Here is a 23755-nt window from a genome sequence, read left to right on the forward strand (position 1 = left end):
TTTGTCTTCCTAATTATTGAATTCATTCATTTTGTGTTGATCTGGAAAGCGCCATGCATAGGGCAAAGCGCACAGGATCAGGACCGTACAAAAAATAAAGATGTCCTGAATGCCCTTAAATGAATCCAGTGCGGTATGAGGACTGGTTTGCAAAAGATCCTGATGTAATTGCAGATACAAGGCAGCCAGTACCACGGCAACTGCGGCAAAGATCCGACGAAACAGATTGTTTAAGGCCGCCGCCTGAGTAACCAGATGCTGTTGTTGCTGACGTAAGCTGTTGAGCCCTGCCGTGGTCGATGGCATATAGGACAGTCCCATGCCCAGACCATGCAACATCATGCAGAAGATAATGAACCAGACATTTTTAACCGGTGCCCATGCCAGCAAGGCAAAAGCCAATGCGGTAATGAGCAAGCCCAAGCTCATAATTTTTGCAGCGCCGTAACGATCGAGATATTTACCAGCAGGCTGGCTGCATAAACCGGTGACCAAGGCACTGCTCATCAAGGCAAACCCTGTCCAGAGTGGGCTAAGTTGCAAGCTCTGCTGAATCCACAACGGCACCAGTAACATGCCAATAAACAGGCCCACCGTTTGCGCCACACAGATCATCAAACTGAATCGAAAACCTGTTGCCGCAAATAATGCCGGCTCAATCAATGGACTGGTCTGATTTTTCTGCCTTCTGGCGAATAGCCAGAATGTTAAAACGCTCAATGCAAGTAATAACCAATAGAACGGCTGTGCGATATCTTCAAGTCGATGAATCTGACTCAAAGTACCTAATAACAAAATAATGCTCAGACTGAGGCAACCAAAACCGATCCAGTCAAAAGACTGGTTGATATCGCCTTGTTCTTTAGGCAGGTACAGATATCCCAACCATAATGCGATACAGGCAACAGGCAGGTTAATAAAGAACAAAGCCTGCCAGTCGAGCCAGACCAGAACCAGTGCGCCTAACATCGGCCCAATCGCCAAAGTCAGCATGATCATGGCGCCCCACAAACCTGTGGTCCCACCCCGTTGTTGGCTTGGCGTGACTGAAAAAATCAGACCGAGTGACAATGGAATCATCAGGCCACTACAAAAGCCTTGCAGCGCTCTTGCAATCAGGACCGACTCAAACTGGTTGAATAAGCCACCGAATGTTGATGCCAAGGCAAAACAAAACAATGCCGTTAGATAAGTTTTCCTTTTACCAAAACGCTGGCTGAAATACCCCGCCAATGGCAAGCTGATACTCATCGCCAGTAAAAACGCGACCACCACCCAACTTGCCCAGACTTCACCAATCTGGAAATACTGCATCAGTTGAGGTATGGCTGGATTAAAACTACTGTTGTTTAAACTGACGGTACCGGTACCTAACATGACCGTGAGTAAAACATAACGCTGCAAGCCCACGTGTGCTGCCTGATTGATGGGTACAGAAGACCGTTCCATATGTGCGATTCCTCTGTTGACCTTAGTCAATGTGCTCTGACAACTTTACTTGTGCATAAAAAGCGGGAGAAGTATGCCGAAGCTGACCGGATTTATGCATAACACGGGTTAATCCTGAATCGGCCAGTTGCACAGGATTTCGCGCAGGTTGATCTGACTGTGCAGCAGGTGCTACACCAAATTGCTGATAAGACTGGGCCTGATCCAGCTTAAACAGCTCTTTGCCTAATAACTGATTGGCAATGGTAGCGGCCCGGTGCGCGCCCAAACCCAGATCTGGCGTCCCGACACCATGATGGAAAACTTCCATATTTTGTAAGAAAATCCGTCCATCGCCCTGATAGTCCACCTCAAAATCGGCACTGACTTGCCAACGCTCGTTTTGATCCAGGCGAATCAAGTTTTGCAAGTTGTCCAGGAAAGCAGGTTTAGGATAACGATAACCTGTGGCCGCGATGACACTATCTGCATCCAGTACATAATGCTCGCCTTGCTGCTGGTGCTCGAAACGTAAACGGATTTTCTGGTTTTCCAGCACTTCAGCATGTTGTAACTGGTGATGTCCAGCCAAGGTCACATCAGTCTGCTGACCACCGATACTCCGGTGATACAGTCGTTCGTAAATATCACGTATGGTTTTACTGCTGATGCCTTTATACAGATTGGCTTGTTGCGCAGGTAATGTAGCCTTTAATCCTGCAGGTAAATGATAGAAATACTGCATATAGTCAGGACTAAAATGTTCTAGTCCTAATGGCGTATTCTCCATTGGGAAAAAACCCGCAGAGCGTGTCAGCCAATGCAAATGGAAATCAGGCGTTGTTTTCCCTTGCGCATATTGACGATCAAACAGATCAATAAAAATTTCCGCAGCGGACTGGCCTGAACCAATCAATACCACATTGCCTTTTAGCTGCGCTGGGCAGTGCTTTAAATACTCAGCCGAATGTAAGCATTGCTTTGTTTTTGGATAGGCCTGCTGCAAACTTTCAGGTAAATGCGGAACTGTACCAATCCCCAAGACCAATTGACGTGCCTGATAGCGCTGCTGTTCACTATTCGCCAGAACTTCGACCTCAAAACCGCCCTTGATCGGTTGCACATCCAGAACACGGCTGTTGAAGCGGATATGCTCGAGCTGCTGCACCACCCACTGACAATAGTGGTTATATTCCTGACGTGGAATATATAAATTTTCACGGAAGTAAAACTTATATAAGCGCTGCTGATGTTTTAAGTAGTTGAGAAAACTATAAGGGCTGGTCGGTTCAACCAGACTGACCAGATCCGCCATAAACGGCACTTGCAGTAAAGCATTGGGTAGCTGCATACCCGCGTGCCAGTCAAAGCCATCCTTTTGCTCAAAAAAATGATATTGAAGGTCACTTTTGTTTTGCAGCAAACTGGCCAGACTTAAATTAAAAGGCCCCAAGCCAATGCCGATAAAATCAAGCATAGCTCACATCCTTCTGCTCAATAAACAGCGGATTTTGCAATTGCACATACACAGATTGATGCTCAACAGGCGCGATCAATTCATCCAGCTCATGCAAGCGTGTCAGCAAATTACCTTTATATGGCAAGGTTTCATTAAACAATAAGCCTTGTAACAAGGTGCTGTCAGGATACTGCTGCAATAAATCCTGCAAGAACACCTTCAAATGCTCAAGCAGCACATCTTCGCTCATATGGCCCGTTGCACCAATCGCGTTAATAATACCGAATAAGGTATTGCCAAAGAAATAATAGCTGAAACGCTCATCAACGAAATCTTTCGGCCCCACTGCAAATGCTTTTTCTTTTAGCTCAGGTAAGGCCTTTAAAATTTCAGTAGCAAATTCTTCAATATAGTAAAAGCCCTGATTGTCACGTAACCACAGGGTCTTGGGAAAATGATTCTCCATTTCCAGCAGTACATTTTGCTGATGCGATTCGAATGCCATTCCATAACGGTGATAGAGATACATCAACGGCTGCAAACTCACCTCAAGGAAGCGGTTAAACCAGTCCAGTGCAATCTCGGAAAGATCCATTTCAGGATGTGCTTTGGCAATGTTTGCGAAAAGCGCATTAAAACGATTTAAAGCCTTGCCCGGATGGTCCTGACACAATGAGGCAATACAGGTGACTTGCTGTTGCGGACCAAAAGGCTGATCACGGAAAATACAGATACTTTCATTGACCACTTCACCATCAATTTGCAAAGCCATCCATGCAGGATCATTGACCGCTTTCAGAGTTGGGCAGTTTTTTAAGATATTCTGGCCAAACTCACTGTGCCATAAACGATGGGTCAGTTCACCACGGTGACATTCTTTTGCCAGATTGACACGGATTGAATTGGTAATCATCACCGACAGTGACGGTTTCACCATCCACGGCGCATTAAAACTTGCCAGCGTGCGAATTGAAGTTGTCGGTGCAAATTGCCAGCCACGTAAACCCAGATCAATCAGCTGTCCAGTTTGTTTCAAACGCTCAAACCACGGCTTGCTTTGCAGATAACGTGCCTGCCAAGGATGTAAAGGCAGTAATTTATATTCGGTATGAGTGTTGAGCAGCTTAAGATCCTGTTCAGACAAATACCATTGCAACGCACTTTTAAGCTGGGCTGAAATGGCTTCATCAGTCGCGCTACCTTCAGCAATATAATCCTGATGCACAAACCAGTAATGCAGTTGAGTTTGTCCCTTATTTTCCGGAGAAAACTTGTACCAGTCCTCATGTACAAAACCCGTCCGGCTCTTTGGTGCAGGATGCATGCTGTGCCCAAGGACTAAAGCCTGTTCAGATTCAATGAAATTCTGACCTGCCTTGACCAGATCATCGAAGTCATGTTCACGCTGGACTAAAAACTGCTGTAAAGCATCGCGGCTCTGAATCCATTTTTCCACTAGAGAAGCGGCATCTAGTGCAAGCTCGGACTCAAAAACCAGTTCTTCCAGTAACAGGCCAACAATAGCAACGGGACTAAAGGTTCTACTTTGTCCATGAACAATAATTTGCGGAAAATCGGCTAAGCGATGTCGCCCGACTCGACTGACATAGGCCAACGGGAAATAGCATTGTGCTTGAATGGAGTGGATCGGAATGGTTAACAGCGTCAAACCTTGGCTAAACGCTTGCTGTTGTGGACTCTGCTGATTTTTATTAAGCAAGTGACCTTTGCCTGTTTCTTGCGTGTAGGCGTTGACGAAATGTTGTATCGCCAACCGATTGGCAAGTGATTGCATCCGATTGTTTCCTCTATCCAGAGATCTGATTTATTTTTCGAAATGTTTTAGGCCATAAACATATCCTGAACGGAACTTAGGTCCGTTTAAGATGTAGCTAATGATAATTATTATCATTTATATTTTCAATTCTATATTTTGCTGCTATAAAACAATTCAATGCATTGAAATGATTTGCTTTTTATTATTCTCAAGTGAAATCAGATACAAAAAGATAATAATCGTTTTCATTTAATAAAATGATGATTCACTCAATATTGATAGTTTTTTGTGATTTTAAAATTTCTTAAATTACAGCATATTAGAGAAATATATCCCAAAATAATGCATTTGTGTGCCTGTATTATCAAAAACTATGTTCCGCAGATCCAACAACTCCCACTAACAACGTTAAAGAATAAAATGATGATTTCACCTATTGCGCTGGTCACTATTCTCTCCACTATAATGCCGAAAATTTAAAAACAATCTCAGGCTGAGATCACAGGAACGATGATGAAGCGCTATAAAAGCTTAGATAAAAACGCAGACGTGAAACGTATTATTCCCTTTCTATCGATCGGGGGATTCATTTTATTTTCCAATGCATCTTTTGCAGCGGCTTCCACTGAAGCAACTCTCTCTGGCGAAAAACCAGAGCAACTACCGACCATTACCGTGCAAGCCTCACGTTCCGATGAGCTCTCCTCTTCTGCCAAACAAGTCACACGACTGGATGAACAGCAAATTGAACTTTTAAAAAATGCTTCATCAGGCAATCTCGCGACTGTGCTGGCCAAGGCAGTCCCCGGCTTATCCGATTCAAGCCGCACCATTACCGATTTCGGACAAACCCTGCGTGGACGTAATGCATTGATTCTGGTCGATGGCGTGCCGATGAATTTAACGCGGGACACATCCAGAGGACTTTCTGCGATTGATCCGCAAAGTATCAGTAGCATTGAAGTCATACGCGGCAGTAATGCGATTTATGGCAGCGGCGCAGCGGGTGGAACCATTTCAATCACTACTAAAGCGGCTGGCGGTGAACCTGCTGCTAAAACCGTGATCGGCTTACAGAGTCCGCTCACCAATATCCGTTCCGATGCCTTCAGTGGCGATATTCATCAATATTTTTCAGGCAGTCTGAATGACTTCGATTATGCACTGGATTTTGGCTATCAAAGAATTGGTAGCCCTTATGATGCAAGAGGAAAACGGGTTGCACCCGAACCTAGTCAGGGCGATCTGTTTGATGCTGATGCCTATAGTATCGGCACTAAACTTGGCTATCACTTGGACGATAATCAGTATCTACAACTGGCTGCAAACTATTATAATGCCGAACAGGATTCCGACTATGCTTCCGATCCGAGTGTAGCCCAATTACCGCCTGGTAGTGTCTCGGCAAAAGCCATTAAGGGATTGAAATTAAAACAACAAAATAAAAATGAAAACCAGATTTATAATCTGACTTATAGCCATAAAGATTTATTTGGACATAAACTTGATGCCCAGATTTATTACCGCGACTTTTTCACCCGCTTTGCACCTTTTGATGCGCGTGAAGTACCGACCCGCGGAGGACAGGTCGATCAGGTCTACCAAAACAATAAAGTGCTGGGTAGCCGCTTAACCGTTACAACGCCGCTTGAGTTTCTGGGTGACAGTTCACTGGTCTGGGGCGGTGATTTTAGCCATGAAAAGAGTGAAATGCCATTAGATACTTTCGATCGTGACATCTATGTCCAATCCGGTGGGCTGGAATTCGTCAAAAATGGAAAGCTGATTTATTTACCTGAACTCACCACCCAGAGCATGGGTGGATTTGTGCAATTGAAGCATCGTTTTAACGATCAATGGTTGGCTGAAGTTGGCACACGCTATGAAGACAGTTTTGCCAAAATTAACAGCTTTGTGCCCTTGTCCCAGTTAAAAGAATCCATTCCTTATACTGTTCAGGGTGGAAAAGTAAAGGCGGATGCATGGCTCTACAATGCCAATCTTACCTTTGCAGCAAACGATGAACATTCGATTTACGCCTCATTTAATCAAGGCTTCCAGCTGCCTGATGTGGGAATTGTCATCCGAAATGCCAAAAAAGATTTCGACTTGCGCTCTTCTTACTTAGAACCCGTCAAAGTGGACAATTATGAACTCGGCTGGAATGGCCATTTCAACAATTTCAGTTCCAGTCTGGCCGTATTCCACTCAACTTCCGATCTTGGCGGTGTGCAATCCCCTAATAACGGTCTGGAAATTATCCGAACCAAGGAAAAAGTGACAGGTGTTGAAGCGACGCTGGATTATCTTGAAGATGCTAAAGTCTGGGGTGCTGGTGGGAGTGTGACCTGGATGAAAGGACGTGAGACCCCGCAAAATAGTCATACTGAACAGGATATGACAGGTTTCCGTATTCCGCCGTTAAAAGTGACCGCCTATATTTCATATAGCCCGACCGATACCTGGACCAACCGTATTCAGGCGACGTATTTTGGTGCAGAAGACTACCGTCTCAATGGTAACAATGGCTTTGGACGCTATGATGTCAAATCCTATACCACAGCGGATTTAATCAGCAGTTTTGCCATCAATAAACAGGATACGATGACGATTGGTATCGAGAATATGTTCAATCGTGAATACTATCCGCTTTATAGCCAGCTCATGCGCAATAGCAACAACACCAGCCACCTATTAGCGAGTGGCGTAACCGCGAAAGTCTCTTATATGCACAAGTGGTAATTTCCAACATCAAATACGATAGATATCGGCTGATATCTATCGTTGTTTCAAGCATGAGCCCTTTAAGGATTAAATTGCGAATAGCCTTATTTTTAAACATCCAATATATCAGCAAATTCAGCGCCCAGTAATCGGGCCAGATCCTGAGGATTTAATCCAATATCCAGTCCTCTTTTGCCCCCACTGACATAAATTTTAGCCAAACTTTGCGCCGTGGCATCGATCACGGTTTTAAGACGTTTCTTTTGTCCCAAAGGACTAATCCCGCCGACCAGATAGCCAGTTAAACGTTCAGCATCTTTTGGATTTGCCATTTGCAGTTTCTTACAACCGACTGCTGCTGCTACTTTTTTCAGATTAAGCTGATGATGGACCGGTAAAATTGCGATGAAATAGTTTTTTTCATCTGTCACCATTAAGGTTTTAAATACTTCTTCAACCTTGAGATTCAACTTTTCTGCGGCTTCCAGTCCAAAACTTTTTGCATTGACATCATGTTCATATTCATGAATTGAGAATGGTATTTTATTTTTTTCCAGTAACTTACAAGCGGGTGTCATATCTATTCAGTATTTTTGCTTTCGGAATAAAAGTAGGATAAGTGTAGCACTTTAAAAATAAAAGTTTAAATTTGCTTAGGCTATTTTGGATATAAATCTCTTCTTGATAAATCCTGAGACAACCTCATATATTGGCTAAAGATGCAATGAACAGGCTCAAATAATTCATGAGTTATAAACATAACAATTTGATGGCGATGCGCCAGAATTATTGGGATGACGAATCTTCTTCTACTGTGCAAGCTGAAAAACAGTTCTTGCAGGATCTACTGATAGAAGAAGGTGTGTTTAAAGAAGCAACGCCAGATGACACCAAGTATTTTTTCTTTACCCTGCCCAGTATTATTATTGTGAAGGCGTATGCACTCGGTTTTCACAACAGTCAGGTTAAACGAATGCTGGTTAAACATATTCATACCCATCGAGCCACACTGATGAAACGGGCAACATTAAAAATTCAGTTTAAAATTTAGGACATATGTATATGAATACCAAATAGGAATAAGATATATGCTTAGGCTATTTGTATACAATTACCCTATTTCACAAATTTAGACTGATAATTCAAGAGATTGAACTGTTTTAATACGTTCAAAAGCGGTAATATCCGCTACAATTCATATCTCGGCTTTCAACCCTCCGATTTCAGCATAGGATTTTTCTTTCATGTCAGATCAGAACGATAAGCTTAAGAATCTAAAAACCTCCTCGGTGGATCGTCGCTTATCTATCGCAAAAGCATCTTTACTTGCTGGAACACGTTGGGCAACTGCAAGTGCAACTTCTCTTTTCTCCAGTGAAGAAGAAAAAGAGAAGAAACGTAAAAAAGCCATGGCTGAACAGGCTCATTATTTGGTTTCTGAAATCGGCAAACTTAAAGGTTCAATCGTCAAGATTGGCCAGATGATGGCCTTATATGGTGAACATTTCTTGCCTGAAGAAATTACCCAAGCATTAAATACCCTGAATAATCAGACCGTAGCCCTCGCCTGGCCTGCAATCAAAGCACATTTGCAAGATCAGTTAGGTTCAAAACTTGACGATTTAACTATCGATCATGAACCAATTGGCACCGCTTCACTGGCTCAGGTTCATCGTGCGACCCGTAAATCAGATGGTCAGGAACTGGTGCTTAAAATCCAGTATCCGGGTGTGGCAGAAGCGATCGACTCAGACATGAATCTGTTCAAGAATATGCTGAAACTGACTCGGATGGTGCCGCAAACCCGTGAGTTTGATCAATGGTTTGACGAAGTTCGCGACATGATGCATCGCGAAGTGGATTATGCGATTGAAGCAGCGACTACGCGTCGTTTCGCTGAACGTTTGAAAGATGATCCGCGTTATATCGTTCCACAAATTGTGGACGAGTTCTGCGCTGAAAAAGTACTGTGTATGACGTTTGAACGTGGCGTCCCTGTGAATAGCCCAGTAATGCTTTCTCTGCCGCAAGAACGCCGCAATCAGTTGGGCGAAGCTTCTTTAGAAATTGCAGTGCGTGAGTTGTTTGAATGGGGCGAAATGCAGACCGATCCAAACTTTGGTAATTATCTGGTTCGTTTGGGTGATGGCAGTGAAGTCAACGATAAAATCGTTTTACTCGACTTTGGTGCAATTCGTCAGTTCGATAATAACTTGCTGACAGTCGCACGTAACCTGATCCAAGCGGGCTATGATCATGACAAAACCGCGATGGTCAAAGCCATGAAAGGTTATGAATTCTTTGATGGTATGCCAGAAAGCATCAAACCGGGTATGGCAGATGTGTTCCTGATTGCAACGGAAGCCTTTAGCTGTCCAGAAAATAATCCAGATATGCCTGCGGGGATTATGGATGATCAAGACCGTTATGACTGGAAAAAAAGCCAGCTCCATAGCCGTGTGATGCAACAGGCTGGACAATCGATGGCTTCCCGTTATTTCTCGGTTCCACCAAAAGAATTTATGTTTATTAGCCGTAAATTCATTGGTGCCTACACCTTTATGACCGTAATTGATGCAAAAACCAATGTCCGCAAAATGATTCGTCAATTTGCTTAATTAATCAGTTCCGGTGAAATGAGAAAAAGCCTGTCCATTCATATGCACAGGCTTTTTTGAGCTCTATTGATCAGAAAGTTATGCTTTTAAGCACAGGTTTCTGGCATTTTTTTAATTTCATATGGCAGTCCAACATAGTTTTCTGCCAAAGTCGTTCTACCTGCTGTCGATCCTAAAATATAGCTTAATTCTGCCTGTTTAATTTTATGGTCAAACTCGCTTTCTGTTTCGAAACGATGGAGCAAGTGGGTCATCCACCAAGAAAAACGTTCAGCTTTCCAGACGCGTTGTAAACATTTCTCAGAATATTCCTCAATGCCCTGACTCGAACCCTCAGTGTAATACTCAATCAACGCACTCGATAGATAAGCAATATCCGAAGCCGCCAGATTAAGACCTTTCGCGCCTGTTGGTGGAACAATATGCGCCGCATCTCCAGCTAAGAACATATTCCCAAAACGCATTGGCTCAGTCACAAAACTACGTAACGGCGCAATACTTTTTTCGATAGATGCGCCAGTGACTAAATGTTCACGGCTTTCGGAATCTAGACGACATTTCAATTCTTCCCAGAATCGCTCATCTGACCAGTCTTCAACATGATCCGTCAATGGTACCTGTAAATAATAACGGCTACGGGTTTCTGAACGCATACTACATAATGCGAAACCACGTTCAGACTGTACATAGATCAACTCATCTGCTACTGGCGGTACATCGGCTAATACGCCTAACCAGCCAAATGGATAAACTTTTTCAAAAGTTTTGATCTTGTCCTCAGGCACACTGGCTCGACAAATACCATGATAGCCATCGCAACCGGCTATAAAATCACATTGGATTTGAAAGGCTTTGCCCTGATAGTCAAAATGAACTTCTGGCGCATCATAAAAACCGTGCACCTGCACATTTTGCGCTTCATAAAACGAGGTCAGCTGTGCAGCTTCACGCGCAGCCATCAGGTCTTTGGTGACTTCGGTCTGTCCATAAACCGTGACTTGTTTACCGCCTGTCAGTGCAGACAAATCAACACGATGTTTCTGCCCATTGGTGAGGATCTCAATCCCTGAATGCGGTAAGCCTTTCTCTTTTAAATGTTGATCGACGCCTGCCTGTTTCAGTAAGTCAACCGATACCTGCTCTAAAATGCCAGCACGTATGCGTGAAGCGACATATTCAGCACTACGTTGCTCAACAATGATATGTTCAATGCCAGCCTTATATAACAATTGCCCCAGTAACAAACCCGCTGGGCCAGAACCGATAATTGCAACTTGCGTCTTTAAAATATCCATTACATCTTCCTTGTTATATGTCCTGACTTTTAAACTACTGCTTTTCAATGAGGGATACGATGTATGCAAATCAAAAAGAACCGTTTATCATTCAACTTGTCCGATTAGCGGACAAAACATGCAAAATAATAAGGAAAGGAAGGATGTCCTCTACCAATGCTTTTTTAGAGCACCCGAGTTCTCATGAACGTATTCGTCAGGAAGACTATATTGCGGGTTTGGCCAAAGGTCTGGCTTTACTTGAAGCCTTTGGCATTGATCGCCAACGTTTGAATGTCACACAGGTCGCAGAACGGACAGGTATTAGCCGCACAGCCGCACGTAGACATTTAAAAACCTTAAAATACTTAGGCTATTTAGATACCGATGAGCATTATTTCTGGTTGACCCATCGGGTATTACGTTTTTCCAGCTCTTATCTGAGTTCTGCCCATCTGCCTAAAATTGCCCAGTCTTTTCTCAACCTTTTATGTGCCCAGACCTCTTTGACTTTTTCTTTGGTCGTTTTGGATGATAATGAGGTAGTTCCGATTGCCCGTAGCTATCTTCCCCAACATGACAACCTGCGGGTCAGTCCTTATGGCATGCATCTAGGCAACCGCCTACCCGCACATGCCACCTCTACAGGAAAGGTGTTGTTGGCGGCATTGTCTGAGCAGGCTCAGCGCGATTGGGTCAAAAACTATGGCTTAAAGCGCTTAACGCCTTTCACCATTATCGATGAAACTACGTTTATAGAGGCGCTGAAAAGCATTTCATTGTCGGACTATTGTTTATCAAAAGAAGAGCATGAGCTGGGTGTGATTGCGATTGCAGTACCGGTACTGAATGCCCAAGGTCAAGCCATTGCGGCGCTTAACTGCATGTCACAAACCAATCGGGTGCAAGAGGATTATCTGGTTCAGCAAATTCTACCTTTGTTACGTAATACTGCCAATGAGCTGCGCAATGTAATATAAAAATCAAATCCTTACCCCCTTCTTTGTTTACTCACAAAAAACCCAATCAAGTTTATTGTGGTCATCAATCTTGTCTAAATATTGCTCACTCATCAAATCAAGCCTTTTTAAACAAAATGGGAAAGCGTCCATTTTTAGTAAAAAAAATCACCAAGCTAGATTTAAATAAATATCAGCGGCTTAGCATTCTCAGTTTTTAAAATCTTAATCCTTTTTCAAATTTGACGCATAAAAAAAATTGACAGGAATTTTAAAACATAATACATATAGTTTTATATGTTATATTTTAAAACCTAAAGACAAGGAACGACAGATGTCTAAAATTCAATTCAAACATTTTATTAACGGCGAATATGTAGAAGCAAAAGGAACGGATTATTTCGATCTGGTCAGTCCGGTAACAGGTCAAGTTTATGCTGCATCACCCAATGCAACTGACGCAGAAGTCGATGCTGCTTATGCAGCAGCAAAACAGGCCTTTAAAATCTGGGGTCGCAGTACGCCCGCTGTTCGTCAAAAGGCTTTACTTGATTTAGCAGATGCGGTGGAAGCAAATGCAGAACGTTTAATCGAAGCGCAAAGCCGCAATACTGGACAACTCAAGCATTTGATTGCCTCTGAGGAAGTGGCAATTTGTGCAAATCAGATTCGTTTTTTTGCAGGTGCTGCTCGTCTACTCAATGGTTCAGCAACAGGTGAATATTTAGAAGGCTTGACCTCAAGTATCCGTCGTGAACCTGTCGGTGTGGTGGGTCAGGTAACGCCTTGGAATTATCCATTAATGATGGCGGTCTGGAAAATTGCGCCTGCTTTGGCGGCTGGTAATACTGTGGTGTTGAAACCAAGCGACACCACACCTGAAAGCACCCTGCTTCTGGCAGAAATTGCAGCGCCATTTTTCCCGCAAGGTGCATTCAACGTACTCTTAGGTCAAGCCAATGTTGGCGCTAAAGTGGTTTCACACAAAACCCCTGCTCTGGTTTCAATTACAGGTTCGGTACGCGCTGGATTACAAGTTGCTGCTTCTGCCGCTGCCAACTTAGCCAAAGCACATCTTGAACTGGGCGGGAAAGCACCAGTCCTCGTATTTGCCGATGCAGATATTGATAAAGCAGTAGAAATGATTGCCATGACAGGTTTCTTTAATGCGGGTCAAGACTGCACCGCAGCGACACGTGTGATCGTGGAAGAATCTGTGCATGATGAATTTTTAGCAAAACTGGTCGAAGCAGCAAAAAATACACGTTTTGGTGAGCCTGATGACCAAGATGCACTTTATGGCCCATTAAATAACGCCAATCAACTTAAAAATGTGCAGTCATTTATTGAAAAACTACCTAGACACGCAAAAGTAGAAACTGGCGGTAAACATGCCGATCGTCCAGGTTTCTATTTCGAAGCCACTGTAATTAGCGGTTTACAGCAACAAGATGAAGCCGTTCAAAATGAAATCTTTGGCCCTGTCATCACGGTGCAGAAATTTAAAGATGAAGCGGATGCCATTGATAAAGCCAATGATATTGACTATGGCCTTGCATCAAGTGTCTGGACCACCAACCATGCCCGCGCAACCCGTCTATCACGCGAGTTAGATTTTGGTACAGTCTGGATCAATACCCATATCCCTTTAACTGCTGAAATGCCACACGGTGGTTTCAAGAAATCTGGCTATGGCAAAGACTTGTCAGGTTATGGGTTTGAAGAATACACGCGTATCAAACATGTTATGAGTTCAAATGACTAAGACACAAGCTACAGATAGGAGCATAGAATGGATATTCAGGAAGCCAAACGCTTTGTTAGTCAGGCTCATCATGTCTTGTTTAATTTACATGATCCTCGTGCTTTAGATCGTTATTTTTCTAAAGACTTTATCGAGCATTCACCATTGGTTGCAGATGGCCTGTCCGGTCTTCGTCAACTGATTCAGGATTGTCTAGACATTCGCCACGAACCGATTCGTGTATTGGGTGACGGTGATTTGGTGGCAATTCACGGTCGCTTTCATGGTCTAGATGAAACACCTTTGGTCGGTTTTGACATCTATCGGGTTAAAGATGGCAAGATCGTTGAGCATTGGGACGGTTTGGTGCCTGAAGCACAGCCCAATATCAGCGGACGTACCCAACTGGATGGCCCAACCCAGATGGATCACCATGCCGACCGTGAAGCAAACCGTAAAATCATCCGAGATTTTTTTCAAAAGGCCTTGATTGATGGGGACTATGAAGCATTCAGAACCTATACGGACGGCGATCATTTCCTGCAACATAGCCCTGATATTGGTGACGGGGTAAATTCAGTCATTGATTTCCTGAACAAAATCCGTAATCAAGGTGAAGGTTTGGTATACTCCAAAACGCACCGAAGCATTGCCGATGGTCAGTTTGTGCTGACTCATTCAGAAGGTAGTATTGCAGGAAACCGACATGCCTATTTTGAATTGTGGCGTCTCGAAAATGGCAAAATTGCGGAACTTTGGGATGCAATTCCTGCTGTTCCAGAAGATGAAAAGGCAATACACAGCTTTGGCGTGTTTTAATTCATGATCCGTATCATTAAGCGAAGTCATTCAGCTTCGCTTTTAGAGAACTAGCTATGTCAGCATATACGATAATCTTTGCACCAATCACACAATCGACCCGTTCTGAACAGGTGGTTGAACGTTTGGAGAATGCGATTATCTCTGGACTGCTCAAAAGTCAGGAACAGCTTCCGAATGAAGCTGACCTAGCTCGTTTAATGGGCGTTTCGCCGATCACGGTACGTGAAGCGCTCACGACCTTGCGGGTAAAAGGCTTAATTGATACACGACGTGGGCGAAATGGCGGAAGTTTTGTGTGTGAATTACCTGCTGATTTACGTCTAAGCCTACATCCTTTACGTCAGGCCTCCAGTGAATATCTGGCTGATCTTGGTGAATTTCATAGTGCGATTTTAAGTCATAGTGCTTATCTGGCCTCACAAAGAACCACCGAAGATGAGCTGGCTAAAATCAAGGAAATGGTTGAACAATTTCATCAGGCCAGCGAAGCAGACATACGAGCGCAACTGGATTTACGCTGTCTGCTCACCCTGACCTCATTTGCCCAATCAGCGCGACTGGCCAATCAGGAACTTTCGATACAGGCAGAATGGGCCCCACTTATTGCTGTTTTGTACCAAGATGATGTCTTTCACCAAAAAGTTGTAGATCAATACCATAAAATTTTGTCATCATTTACTCAGGGAAATGAGGATGAAGCAGTTCTCCAGGCGAGAAAAATCATCACCATGCAAACGGATCAAATGCTCCAATACAAGTTATCAATCAATTAAAAACAATAAAAAAAGGGATATCTAAAAAGCATAGATCTCAAAAAATATGGAATTTTAGGAGTTATCGGAATGACCCAACAGACACCAATACAAGAGCTTCAAACGCTGCTTGAGCAAGTCACTCAAGAGACTTCTACTCTGGCAGAACGTCTTGCCAACAAAGCAAGTCAAATTCTAGCCAAAGATAAAACAGCAAAGCTTAAAGACATCAAACTGTCTACCACTGAACGTAAACAACTGCAGCAGGAAATCAAGCTTGCCCTGCATCAAAGCCAGTATAGTCAAGGTATGGGCTTTGCCAGCTATAGTCCCGCAACAAGCACCGAGCAGGAATACTGGACACTGGAATGGTGGTATAAAAAAGAAAATCAATTACAGCAAGCACAGCTTGAAAACTACCAGAATGCCCAACGTTTTCTGGATTTCCGTACTTTTGAATGGTTCCAGCAACCTGCGAAAAATAAACAACCCTGTACTTATGGGCCTTATGTCGACTATATCTGCAATGGCGCTTATACCATTACCATGGCTCATCCTGTGATGATACAGGATCAGTTCGTTGGTGTTATTGCAATTGATGTACTGGTTTCTGCACTGGAAAAAGTGCTGCTTCCAAAACTAAAAAATATCAAACAAAAAGCCGCCATTACCAATAATATTGCCCGCGTCATCACCTCAAATGACATCAGCATCAGAACTGGAACACTTCTCAAGAACCTGACTCATATGTCTTTAAATAGCTTACCGAGTCAGTCGCTCCAGTTAGTCATGATTTAGCGTTAATCAAACCTCAATTCAAGGTTTAACGCCCACGTTCCTCTAAATCTCTAATTTTTTGGCTTGCTACAACGAGCCAGGGGATTTTTTTGCCTAAAAATTACATGTGCTTTTCTGGATAGAAAACAACAATAGATCAGGTTGCAACATTATGGAACAACAATCTGCTTCATTTAAAAAACTCTCATTATGGCAAGTGACTGTGATCGGCATTGCTTATATGACCCCGATGACAGTATTTGATACCTTTGGCATTGTGTCAGGCATCACTCATGGCCATGTGCCCTTGGCTTATTTATTGGCATTGACCACCATGCTGCTGACAGCTTTTAGTTATGCACGATTTAGCAAACACTCTGAAAAAGCAGGTTCTGCCTATACCTACACCGCGGAAAGCATAGGACCGAAAAGTGGTTTATTTGTCGGCTGGTGTACCTTACTCGACTATTTATTATTGCCTTTAATCAATGTCTTGCTGGCAGCCCTTTATTTAACCGCCCTCATTCCTGGTGTCCCGTACTGGTGTTGGGTCATGGTCTCGGCTGGTCTGGTCACCTTAGTCAATTGCTTCAGGATTCGTTTACTCGCCAACCTCAGTCTGATTTTTGTGTTTGCACCGATTATCCTGATGATCATTTTTGTGTATCTGGTGATTCAAGGGATTGGAAGCACGCAAGGTTATGAATATGTACTGACCTTAAATCCTTTATGGACAGGTCCACAGGAGTTATTGCCGCTGGTTGCAGGCGCATCGGTACTGTGTTTTTCTTTTCTCGGTTTTGATGCGGTGACCACGCTATCAAATGAAACCAAGAATCCCACCAAGACGATTCCTTATGCGGTTCTCCTGACCACACTTTTTGGTGGCATGATCTTCTTTAGCGCTTCCTGGTTCATTCAACTGTATTATCCTACCAATGCACGTTTCCAACATCCGTCAGAAGCATTGCCAGAAATCGTCCTTTATGTCGGCGGTGCACTATTTCAGTCAATTTTCCTGTGCGGACAGATTATGAATACGCTGGCTTCTGGTCTTGCCTCACATGCCAGCGCCTCTCGCTTACTCTACATCATGGGTAAAGATAATATTTTCCCTAAAAAGTATTTTGGCACGCTGCATGGCTCACTTGGCACTCCATTTTTCTCGGTGTTATTTGTTGGATTTATTTCTTTAAGTGCCATGTTTTTGAACCTGGCTCAAGTGATCAGCCTGATCAGCTTTGGTGCTCTGGTTGCCTTTACCGCTGTTAATTTGTCAGTCTTTGTCAGGTTTTACATTAAAGAAAGACAGCGTTCAGGATTTAGAAATAAATTTTTCAATCTTTTCCTACCACTACTCTCGGTCATTAGCCTTGCCTGTCTGTGGATTAACCTTGATTCATCCGCCTTAAAATTTGGCAGTTTCTGGTTAGCGATGGGTGTTTTTCTGTTTATTTACAAAGTTCTCAGAAAACAAAAGATTCGCTTAAGCAATGCATATTGAATATCAACTTTAGATCTTAAAATGACCTATTCAATATGACGAAGAAGTTAAAAAGTTACTGAGAGACTCGGTAACTTTTTACTGAAATACCATTTATATTTGCATACAATTTATGGACCCTCATGAAGCTAATCTGGAGAATTCTCCATTGGCTGATCTCTAAGATAAAAACATCTGAATACATTAAACTCAAGCTAATGACTTAGGTACCGGGTTTAATCTGATGCTCCGACTGAAAATCCTGATAGGTTTTACGTTCAGATGAATCGGCTGTTAAGGGCATAACCTCGGCCATGCTGTCTAAACAGCGCTGTGTCAGCTGAATATATTCTTGCGTACCTTTGATTTTCCATGCACGTTCCTGTTCTGATAAATCACGCGCAACCTTTGCAGGGCTCCCCATGGCCAGTACATTGGCTGGAATATGATCCTTGGTTTTCACCAGACTGTTTGCACCGATAATGCTGTTTTCGCCAATCTCGGCATAGTCCAGTATCACACTGTTCATGCCGATCAAGGCATTCTTGCCGATACGGCAGCCATGCAAGGTCGTAGCATGACCAATATGTCCCATTTCTTCAATCAGGGTGACGCTTTGCGGAAAACCATGAATAATACAATTGTCCTGGACATTGGCATTTTGCTTGATATGGATCCGGCCAAAATCAGCACGTAATGAGGCAAAAGGACCAATATAGACACCAGCTTCAATGATGACATCACCAATTAAAACAGCGGTCGGATGAACAAATGCATCAGGATGAACGACAGGAATTACCCCATCAATACTGTAACAAGGCATCAGCCACTCTCTCATTATTTTGGCTCAAGCCACCAAAACGCCGCCAAAAATGTGCAGTCGCATTGGGCATAGGCCCTTCCGAGGTTGCCGCAACCGACAAGAAATACTCATCTGCAGCTTCAAAGACTTTTTTATAAATATTCATGGATAAAGTTCGTGCCTTGACTGCAGGCCAGTCTGTCGATAACAGCTCTAACGGCAAAGCAGGATCTTTGAGTAAAATCCGGCGATAATAATGAATCAGCAAGGTCCGGATCTGGAAGGCTTGAATCGGTTCAATACGTTCATCCTCTTGCATCAAGATTGCGCCAATCTCCCGAAACATATCCAGAAATTGCAGGTAACGTTGACGCAGCTCATCAATCGGCCAGTTGGTCTCTAACATACGGCTTATGGTGTCAGTCGAGTTATTAAACAGCTGTAAGGTCTCAGCCTTAAACACCACCACCTGCTCGCTCATGTTGAGATCAACCAGCAGTTTTTGCAATTGCAGTCGATTCGAACCCGGGTACGCCATCAGGTTGGTCGAAATATTGGCAAAGCCCAGCCATTCCAGTTCTTTCTTGAGAAAAGCCTTATTGTCCGTATCCAGACTCGACATCAGGATCAGATCCCAACAATGATCCCATTCTTTCATCTGGTCATTATAAATCCGTTGCTCAGCCTGTAAGTATTTGAAACGGCTGGCATCTGTAATCCGGTAAAAACTGGTTCTACCAATTTTATCTGAACCCAACCATTCATTTTTGACCAAACGGAAAACCGAAGTCCTGACAGCACGATCATTAAAATTGAACAGCTCCATCAACTGGATCAAGCTGGCAAGACTAATATTACCGCCACGATGCAGGATTGAATCCCCAAAAATGGTTGTAATCAGAGACGTACCACTTAAGGTTTCGTTCTGGATGATCGAATCAATAATTTGCTGTAACTTTACACTCATAGGTTTATCTTGGCGTTTAGATTCAGGATATAGACGATACTATACCCTGAATGTTCATAATGTTAAGCAATCTGACGCATATCAATGACCCGTTTTGCCTTCCCTTCCGAGCGCGGCAAAGTCAGCTCATTCACCACTTCCACTGTCACGGAAATACCAATCATGGTTTTAATCCGCTGCATCAGTTGCTGAGCCAGTTGTTGCGCCTGCATGTCGCAGTTATGGCACATCTCGGTGCGAATATGCAAGGTATCCATATGGCCTTGCTTGGCAACCAGAATTTCATAGTTCGGCACCAGACTTGGGACTTGCAAAATCTGTTCTTCAATCTGGGTCGGGAATACATTTACGCCACGAATAATCAGCATGTCGTCGCTGCGCCCTACAATTTTATCCATACGGCGCATCGCCAGATTCTGACCTGCCAGCAAACGGGTTAAATCGCGGGTACGATAACGGATAATCGGTAAACCTTCTTTGGTAATCGTGGTAAATACCAGTTCACCCAGTTCGCCATCCTTACACACGTCACCGGTTTCAGGATTGATGATTTCAGGATAAAAATGATCTTCCCAGATGGTCAGCCCTTCACCTTCATCCAGACATTGCATGGCGACGCCCGGGCCCATAATCTCCGATAAGCCATAAATATCCAGTGCCTTAATATTCAGGCGCTCTTCGATCTCACGGCGCAACTCTTTTGACCAGGGTTCTGCACCAAAAATACCCACCTTTAACGAGGTATTACGCGCACTGCCTAACTGCTGCTCAAGTTTTTCAATAATACTGACACAATACGATGGTGTGACCATGATTGCGGTTGGCTTAAAGTCCTGAATCAGTTGTACCTGTTTCTCAGTCTGACCGCCTGACATCGGAATCACGGTGGCACCCAAGCGTTCAGCACCATAATGTGCACCTAAACCACCGGTAAACAGGCCATAACCATACGCCACCTGAATCATGTCCTTGGCACTCAAGCCCGCCATACGCAAGCAACGCGCCACAATATCCGACCAGGTATTGATATCCTTTTGGGTATAACCCACGACGGTTGGCTTTCCTGTCGTACCTGAAGATGCGTGTAAACGCACAATCTGCTCTTGCGGAACGGCAAACATGCCAAAGGGATAGTTGTCACGTAAATCCTGTTTGGTGGTAAATGGAAACTTGGCCAGATCATCCAGTGTCACGAAATCATCGGGATGCACACCAGCATCATCAAACTTTTTCTTATAGACCGGACTATTGGCATAAACATAAGTCAATGTCTGTTTTAACCGTTGGGTTTGAAGCGCTCGCAACTCCGCAAGCGTCATTTTTTCTACGTCTTCTGTGATGAGGCTATCCACTGCCGTCTCTCCTGTTTCGTTATATTATTCGAACCGTTTCGTTTCAATTGAATTAAGCTATATTTTCTAAAATCAGGGCGACACCTTGCCCAACACCGACACACATGGTACAAAGCGCGTATTTACCTTGGCGTCTTTTCAGTTCTCTGGTTGCGGTCATCACCAAACGCGTGCCACTCATCCCAAGCGGATGGCCGAGTGCAATCGCACCACCATTCGGATTAACACGGGTATCATCATCCTGAAGACCTAACTCGCGCATACAGGCCAAGGATTGCGCGGCAAAAGCCTCGTTCAGCTCAATCACATCCATTTGGTCCAGACTGAGCCCTGTTTGTTTCAACAATTTTTGTACTGCAGGCACTGGTCCAATCCCCATATATTTCGGTTCAACCCCGGCACTGCTCATCGCCACCACACGTGCCAAGGGCTTTAAGCCATGTGTATCGGCAAACTGACGATTGGTGAGCAAGACACACGCCGAGCCATCGTTGACACCCGATGCATTACCCGCCGTCACCGAACCACCTTCTTTACGGAATGGAGCTTTCAGTTTTGCCAAGCTGTCCAGACTGGTATCGGCACGCGGATGCTCATCCTTTGAAAAGACAGTGATCTTCTTTTTACGATCGGCCAGTTCAACAGGCAGTATTTCACCTTCAAAAAAGCCGGCCTGTTGTGCCGCAGCCACTTTTTGTTGACTCCTAAGCGCAAATGCATCCTGATCCTGACGACTGATCTGGTATTTTTCAGCCACATGCTCAGCGGTTTCAGGCATGCTGTCCGTCCCATAGTCAGCTTTCATCTTTTTATTGATGAAACGCCAGCCAATAGTGGTATCAAAAATTTCAGGGCTACGACCAAAAGCCTCGGTTGGCTTGGCTTGCACAAAAGGTGCCCGACTCATCGACTCGACCCCGCCCGCCAGTACAAATTGTGATTCGCCCGATTTGATCGAACGTGCCGCCAAGCCTACGGCATCCAGTCCTGAAGCACAAAGACGATTCACGGTCATGGCAGGAACTGCCTCTGGTAATCCCGCCAACAAGGTTGCCATGCGTGCCACATTACGGTTATCTTCACCCGCCTGATTGGCACAGCCCAAATAGACTTCATCTAAATCTTGCCACGGCAGATGCGCATGTTTTTCTTTTAAATGTTTGATAGGCAATGCCGCAAGATCATCCGTACGTACCGAGCTGAGCGCACCAGCATAGCGGCCAATCGGGGTGCGAATAAAATCACAAATTAACACGTCTTCCATGATCACTCCTTTTTATGCACATGCGGTTAAATCTTTTGAATCATCGAGCGCCAGGCTTTGTTGCTTTGCCACGTATTGCTTGAGATAAAGACTTGCACGATATTTTTCTTCGCCATAGATGGCATATAAATTATTGAGGGTTTGTAGCACATACGCTGCGCCCAATTGCATCATCCATTGATACGGCCCCTTAGGATAATTGACCCCATATCGCATGGCATTATCAATATCTTCCATAGTGGCAATCCCGTGCAGGCTGGCCTCACAGGCTTCATTGATCAACAGGACAATAGTTCGCAAGGTTAATAGTGCAGGATGGTCTTTAATCCAGATCACATGAATCTGATATTGGGCAAAAAATGCCTCAACTTTTGCCAGATCATCGGCTTGGCATAACGGGTTATGACTCAGGACCACCGCTTGCGCCTGCGCAAAATCATGATGCCAATCCATCAATACCGTTTTACGGCTTAGATAGTTCAGGTGGGCAGATTCACCCTGACTGAAACGCAGATCAATATCGTCTATCTGAATGATATTTTGTTCATGTTCAGTCCCGCTATTGAGTGCCAGGCGTGTGAATAACTCAGGTAACTGAGACCATGTACCTTTAACCTGTATCTGTGCTTGAAAAGGTGTGGTGCTCAGGGCTTGAGGTTGAAATGTCGAATACTGGTTTCTTGCATCATAGTGATAGAAACCTTGCTTTGACTTGCGTCCCCATGCGCCAGCATCGACCAGTTCCTTCTGCACCAGACTCGGACGGTAGCGTGGCTCATAAAAGAACGCTTCATAAACACTTTGGGTCACAGAAAAATTCACATCCTGCCCAATCAGATCGGTTAACTCACATGGCCCCATGGCAAAACCACCACACTGCTTTAAGGCATAATCCAGTTGATCATAGCTGGTGACCTGTTCTTGCAAGGCACGAAACGCTTCTGCATAAAATGGACGGGCAATCCGGTTCACAATAAAACCAGGTGTCGATTTGGTCAGTACCGGGATTTTTTTCCAAACCAGCATCAAGGCTTTTAAGGCCTGACATAAGGCAACTGGCGTTTTTAAACCTTGGACAATTTCGACCAACTTCATTACTGGTGCAGGATTGAAGAAATGCAAACCCACCACACGTTCAGGCTGCGGAATCCCTGCTGCAATCGCAGTGACTGAGATTGAAGAGGTATTAGTGGCAAAAACAGTCTGTTCACTACAAATGCTTGCAAGCTGTTGAAACAATGCCTGCTTGACCTCCAGTTTTTCAACCACGGCCTCAATTACTAGATCCACATCTGCTAAATCGTCTATACCGTTGGCAATGCTTAGACGGGAACATGCCTGCTGAACCTGCTCATGCGTTATCCTGCCTTTTTCAACCAGTTTAGCAAAAGTCTGATGTAATCCATCAACCTCCTGCTGAGCCTTTTCACGATCAAGATCATAAAGAATCGTAGCGTGACCATTAATGATCGCCAACTGGGCAATCCCAATTCCCATGGTCCCCGAGCCAATCACGGCGATTTTGGCATGGGATAAATCGAAACTCATCATGC

Annotated in this window: 19 protein-coding genes; 9 read left to right on the top strand and 10 right to left on the bottom strand. The window is 44.1% G+C overall.

Annotated elements, in window-relative coordinates:
* Positions 1-9: 9 nt before the first annotated feature.
* The 3 genes from IEV39_RS05850 to IEV39_RS05860 are packed head-to-tail and all read right to left on the bottom strand — an operon-like array spanning position 10 to position 4682.
* The gene (locus IEV39_RS05850; RefSeq protein WP_005285670.1) at positions 10-1449 is read right to left on the bottom strand and encodes an MFS transporter; all 1440 of its coding nucleotides are present in this window, start codon (positions 1447-1449) and stop codon (positions 10-12) included.
* A gap of 22 nt (positions 1450-1471) precedes the next feature.
* A complete protein-coding gene (locus IEV39_RS05855; RefSeq protein ID WP_005285668.1) occupies positions 1472-2905 on the bottom strand; it encodes a lysine N(6)-hydroxylase/L-ornithine N(5)-oxygenase family protein in 1434 nt (477 codons plus the stop codon).
* The gene (locus IEV39_RS05860) at positions 2898-4682 is read right to left on the bottom strand and encodes an IucA/IucC family protein (protein WP_005285666.1); all 1785 of its coding nucleotides are present in this window, start codon (positions 4680-4682) and stop codon (positions 2898-2900) included. Before IEV39_RS05860 ends, IEV39_RS05855 begins: the two co-directional genes overlap by 8 nt.
* 495 nt (positions 4683-5177) lie before the next feature.
* Here IEV39_RS05860 and IEV39_RS05865 point away from each other — a divergent pair, with 495 nt between their 5' ends.
* The gene (locus IEV39_RS05865; protein ID WP_005285663.1) at positions 5178-7406 is read left to right on the top strand and encodes a TonB-dependent receptor; all 2229 of its coding nucleotides are present in this window, start codon (positions 5178-5180) and stop codon (positions 7404-7406) included.
* Positions 7407-7498: 92 nt separating this feature from the next.
* Here IEV39_RS05865 and ybaK read toward each other — a convergent pair whose 3' ends face one another.
* Positions 7499-7966: a Cys-tRNA(Pro) deacylase gene (gene ybaK / locus IEV39_RS05870; RefSeq protein ID WP_005285661.1), complete on the bottom strand. Its 468-nt coding sequence runs from the start codon at positions 7964-7966 to the stop codon at positions 7499-7501.
* Between the two features lie 167 nt (positions 7967-8133).
* Between ybaK and IEV39_RS05875 the strand changes: the two genes are divergently transcribed.
* Positions 8134-8439, top strand: a complete 306-nt coding sequence (locus IEV39_RS05875; RefSeq protein ID WP_005285659.1) for a hypothetical protein — start codon at positions 8134-8136, stop codon at positions 8437-8439.
* A 193-nt stretch (positions 8440-8632) separates the two neighbouring features.
* Complete coding sequence (locus tag IEV39_RS05880) at positions 8633-10006, top strand: ABC1 kinase family protein (protein WP_005285657.1); 1374 nt, start codon at positions 8633-8635, stop codon at positions 10004-10006.
* Positions 10007-10092: 86 nt separating this feature from the next.
* On the opposite strand, the gene pobA is transcribed toward IEV39_RS05880, so the two are convergent.
* Complete coding sequence (gene pobA, locus IEV39_RS05885) at positions 10093-11301, bottom strand: 4-hydroxybenzoate 3-monooxygenase (RefSeq protein WP_005285655.1); 1209 nt, start codon at positions 11299-11301, stop codon at positions 10093-10095.
* A 143-nt stretch (positions 11302-11444) separates the two neighbouring features.
* On the opposite strand from pobA, the gene pobR reads away from it, so the two are divergent.
* From pobR to IEV39_RS05915, 6 genes are all read left to right on the top strand, one after another.
* Complete coding sequence (gene pobR / locus IEV39_RS05890) at positions 11445-12260, top strand: IclR family transcriptional regulator PobR (RefSeq protein WP_005285654.1); 816 nt, start codon at positions 11445-11447, stop codon at positions 12258-12260.
* Positions 12261-12573: 313 nt separating this feature from the next.
* The gene (locus IEV39_RS05895) at positions 12574-14004 is read left to right on the top strand and encodes a gamma-aminobutyraldehyde dehydrogenase (RefSeq protein ID WP_005285653.1); all 1431 of its coding nucleotides are present in this window, start codon (positions 12574-12576) and stop codon (positions 14002-14004) included.
* A gap of 27 nt (positions 14005-14031) precedes the next feature.
* Positions 14032-14802, top strand: coding sequence for a nuclear transport factor 2 family protein (locus tag IEV39_RS05900; protein WP_005285652.1), 771 nt, complete (start codon positions 14032-14034; stop codon positions 14800-14802).
* Positions 14803-14858: 56 nt separating this feature from the next.
* A complete protein-coding gene (locus IEV39_RS05905; RefSeq protein WP_005285650.1) occupies positions 14859-15578 on the top strand; it encodes a FadR/GntR family transcriptional regulator in 720 nt (239 codons plus the stop codon).
* 69 nt (positions 15579-15647) lie between these two features.
* Positions 15648-16355, top strand: a complete 708-nt coding sequence (locus IEV39_RS05910) for a cache domain-containing protein (RefSeq protein ID WP_005285648.1) — start codon at positions 15648-15650, stop codon at positions 16353-16355.
* A 151-nt stretch (positions 16356-16506) separates the two neighbouring features.
* The gene (locus tag IEV39_RS05915; RefSeq protein WP_005285646.1) at positions 16507-17838 is read left to right on the top strand and encodes an APC family permease; all 1332 of its coding nucleotides are present in this window, start codon (positions 16507-16509) and stop codon (positions 17836-17838) included.
* A gap of 202 nt (positions 17839-18040) precedes the next feature.
* Here IEV39_RS05915 and IEV39_RS05920 read toward each other — a convergent pair whose 3' ends face one another.
* The 5 genes from IEV39_RS05920 to IEV39_RS05940 form a co-directional block, all read right to left on the bottom strand.
* Positions 18041-18640, bottom strand: coding sequence for a hypothetical protein (locus tag IEV39_RS05920; RefSeq protein WP_005285643.1), 600 nt, complete (start codon positions 18638-18640; stop codon positions 18041-18043).
* Positions 18621-19586 carry a PaaX family transcriptional regulator gene (locus tag IEV39_RS05925; RefSeq protein ID WP_005285641.1) on the bottom strand — a complete coding sequence of 322 codons (966 nt, stop codon included), beginning with the start codon at positions 19584-19586 and terminating at the stop codon, positions 18621-18623. Before IEV39_RS05925 ends, IEV39_RS05920 begins: the two co-directional genes overlap by 20 nt.
* Positions 19587-19648: 62 nt before the next feature.
* Positions 19649-20938 (bottom strand): phenylacetate--CoA ligase PaaK, encoded by a 1290-nt coding sequence (paaK, locus tag IEV39_RS05930; protein ID WP_005285640.1) that lies wholly within the window; start codon positions 20936-20938, stop codon positions 19649-19651.
* 52 nt (positions 20939-20990) lie between these two features.
* A complete protein-coding gene (gene pcaF / locus IEV39_RS05935) occupies positions 20991-22202 on the bottom strand; it encodes a 3-oxoadipyl-CoA thiolase (RefSeq protein WP_005285637.1) in 1212 nt (403 codons plus the stop codon).
* A gap of 12 nt (positions 22203-22214) precedes the next feature.
* On the bottom strand, positions 22215-23753 hold the full coding sequence (locus IEV39_RS05940) for a 3-hydroxyacyl-CoA dehydrogenase (RefSeq protein ID WP_005285626.1): 1539 nt from the start codon (positions 23751-23753) through the stop codon (positions 22215-22217).
* Positions 23754-23755: the final 2 nt, after the last annotated feature.

It is taken from the genome of Acinetobacter courvalinii, from assembly GCF_014635545.1.
In the GTDB taxonomy this organism is placed as follows: domain Bacteria; phylum Pseudomonadota; class Gammaproteobacteria; order Pseudomonadales; family Moraxellaceae; genus Acinetobacter; species Acinetobacter courvalinii.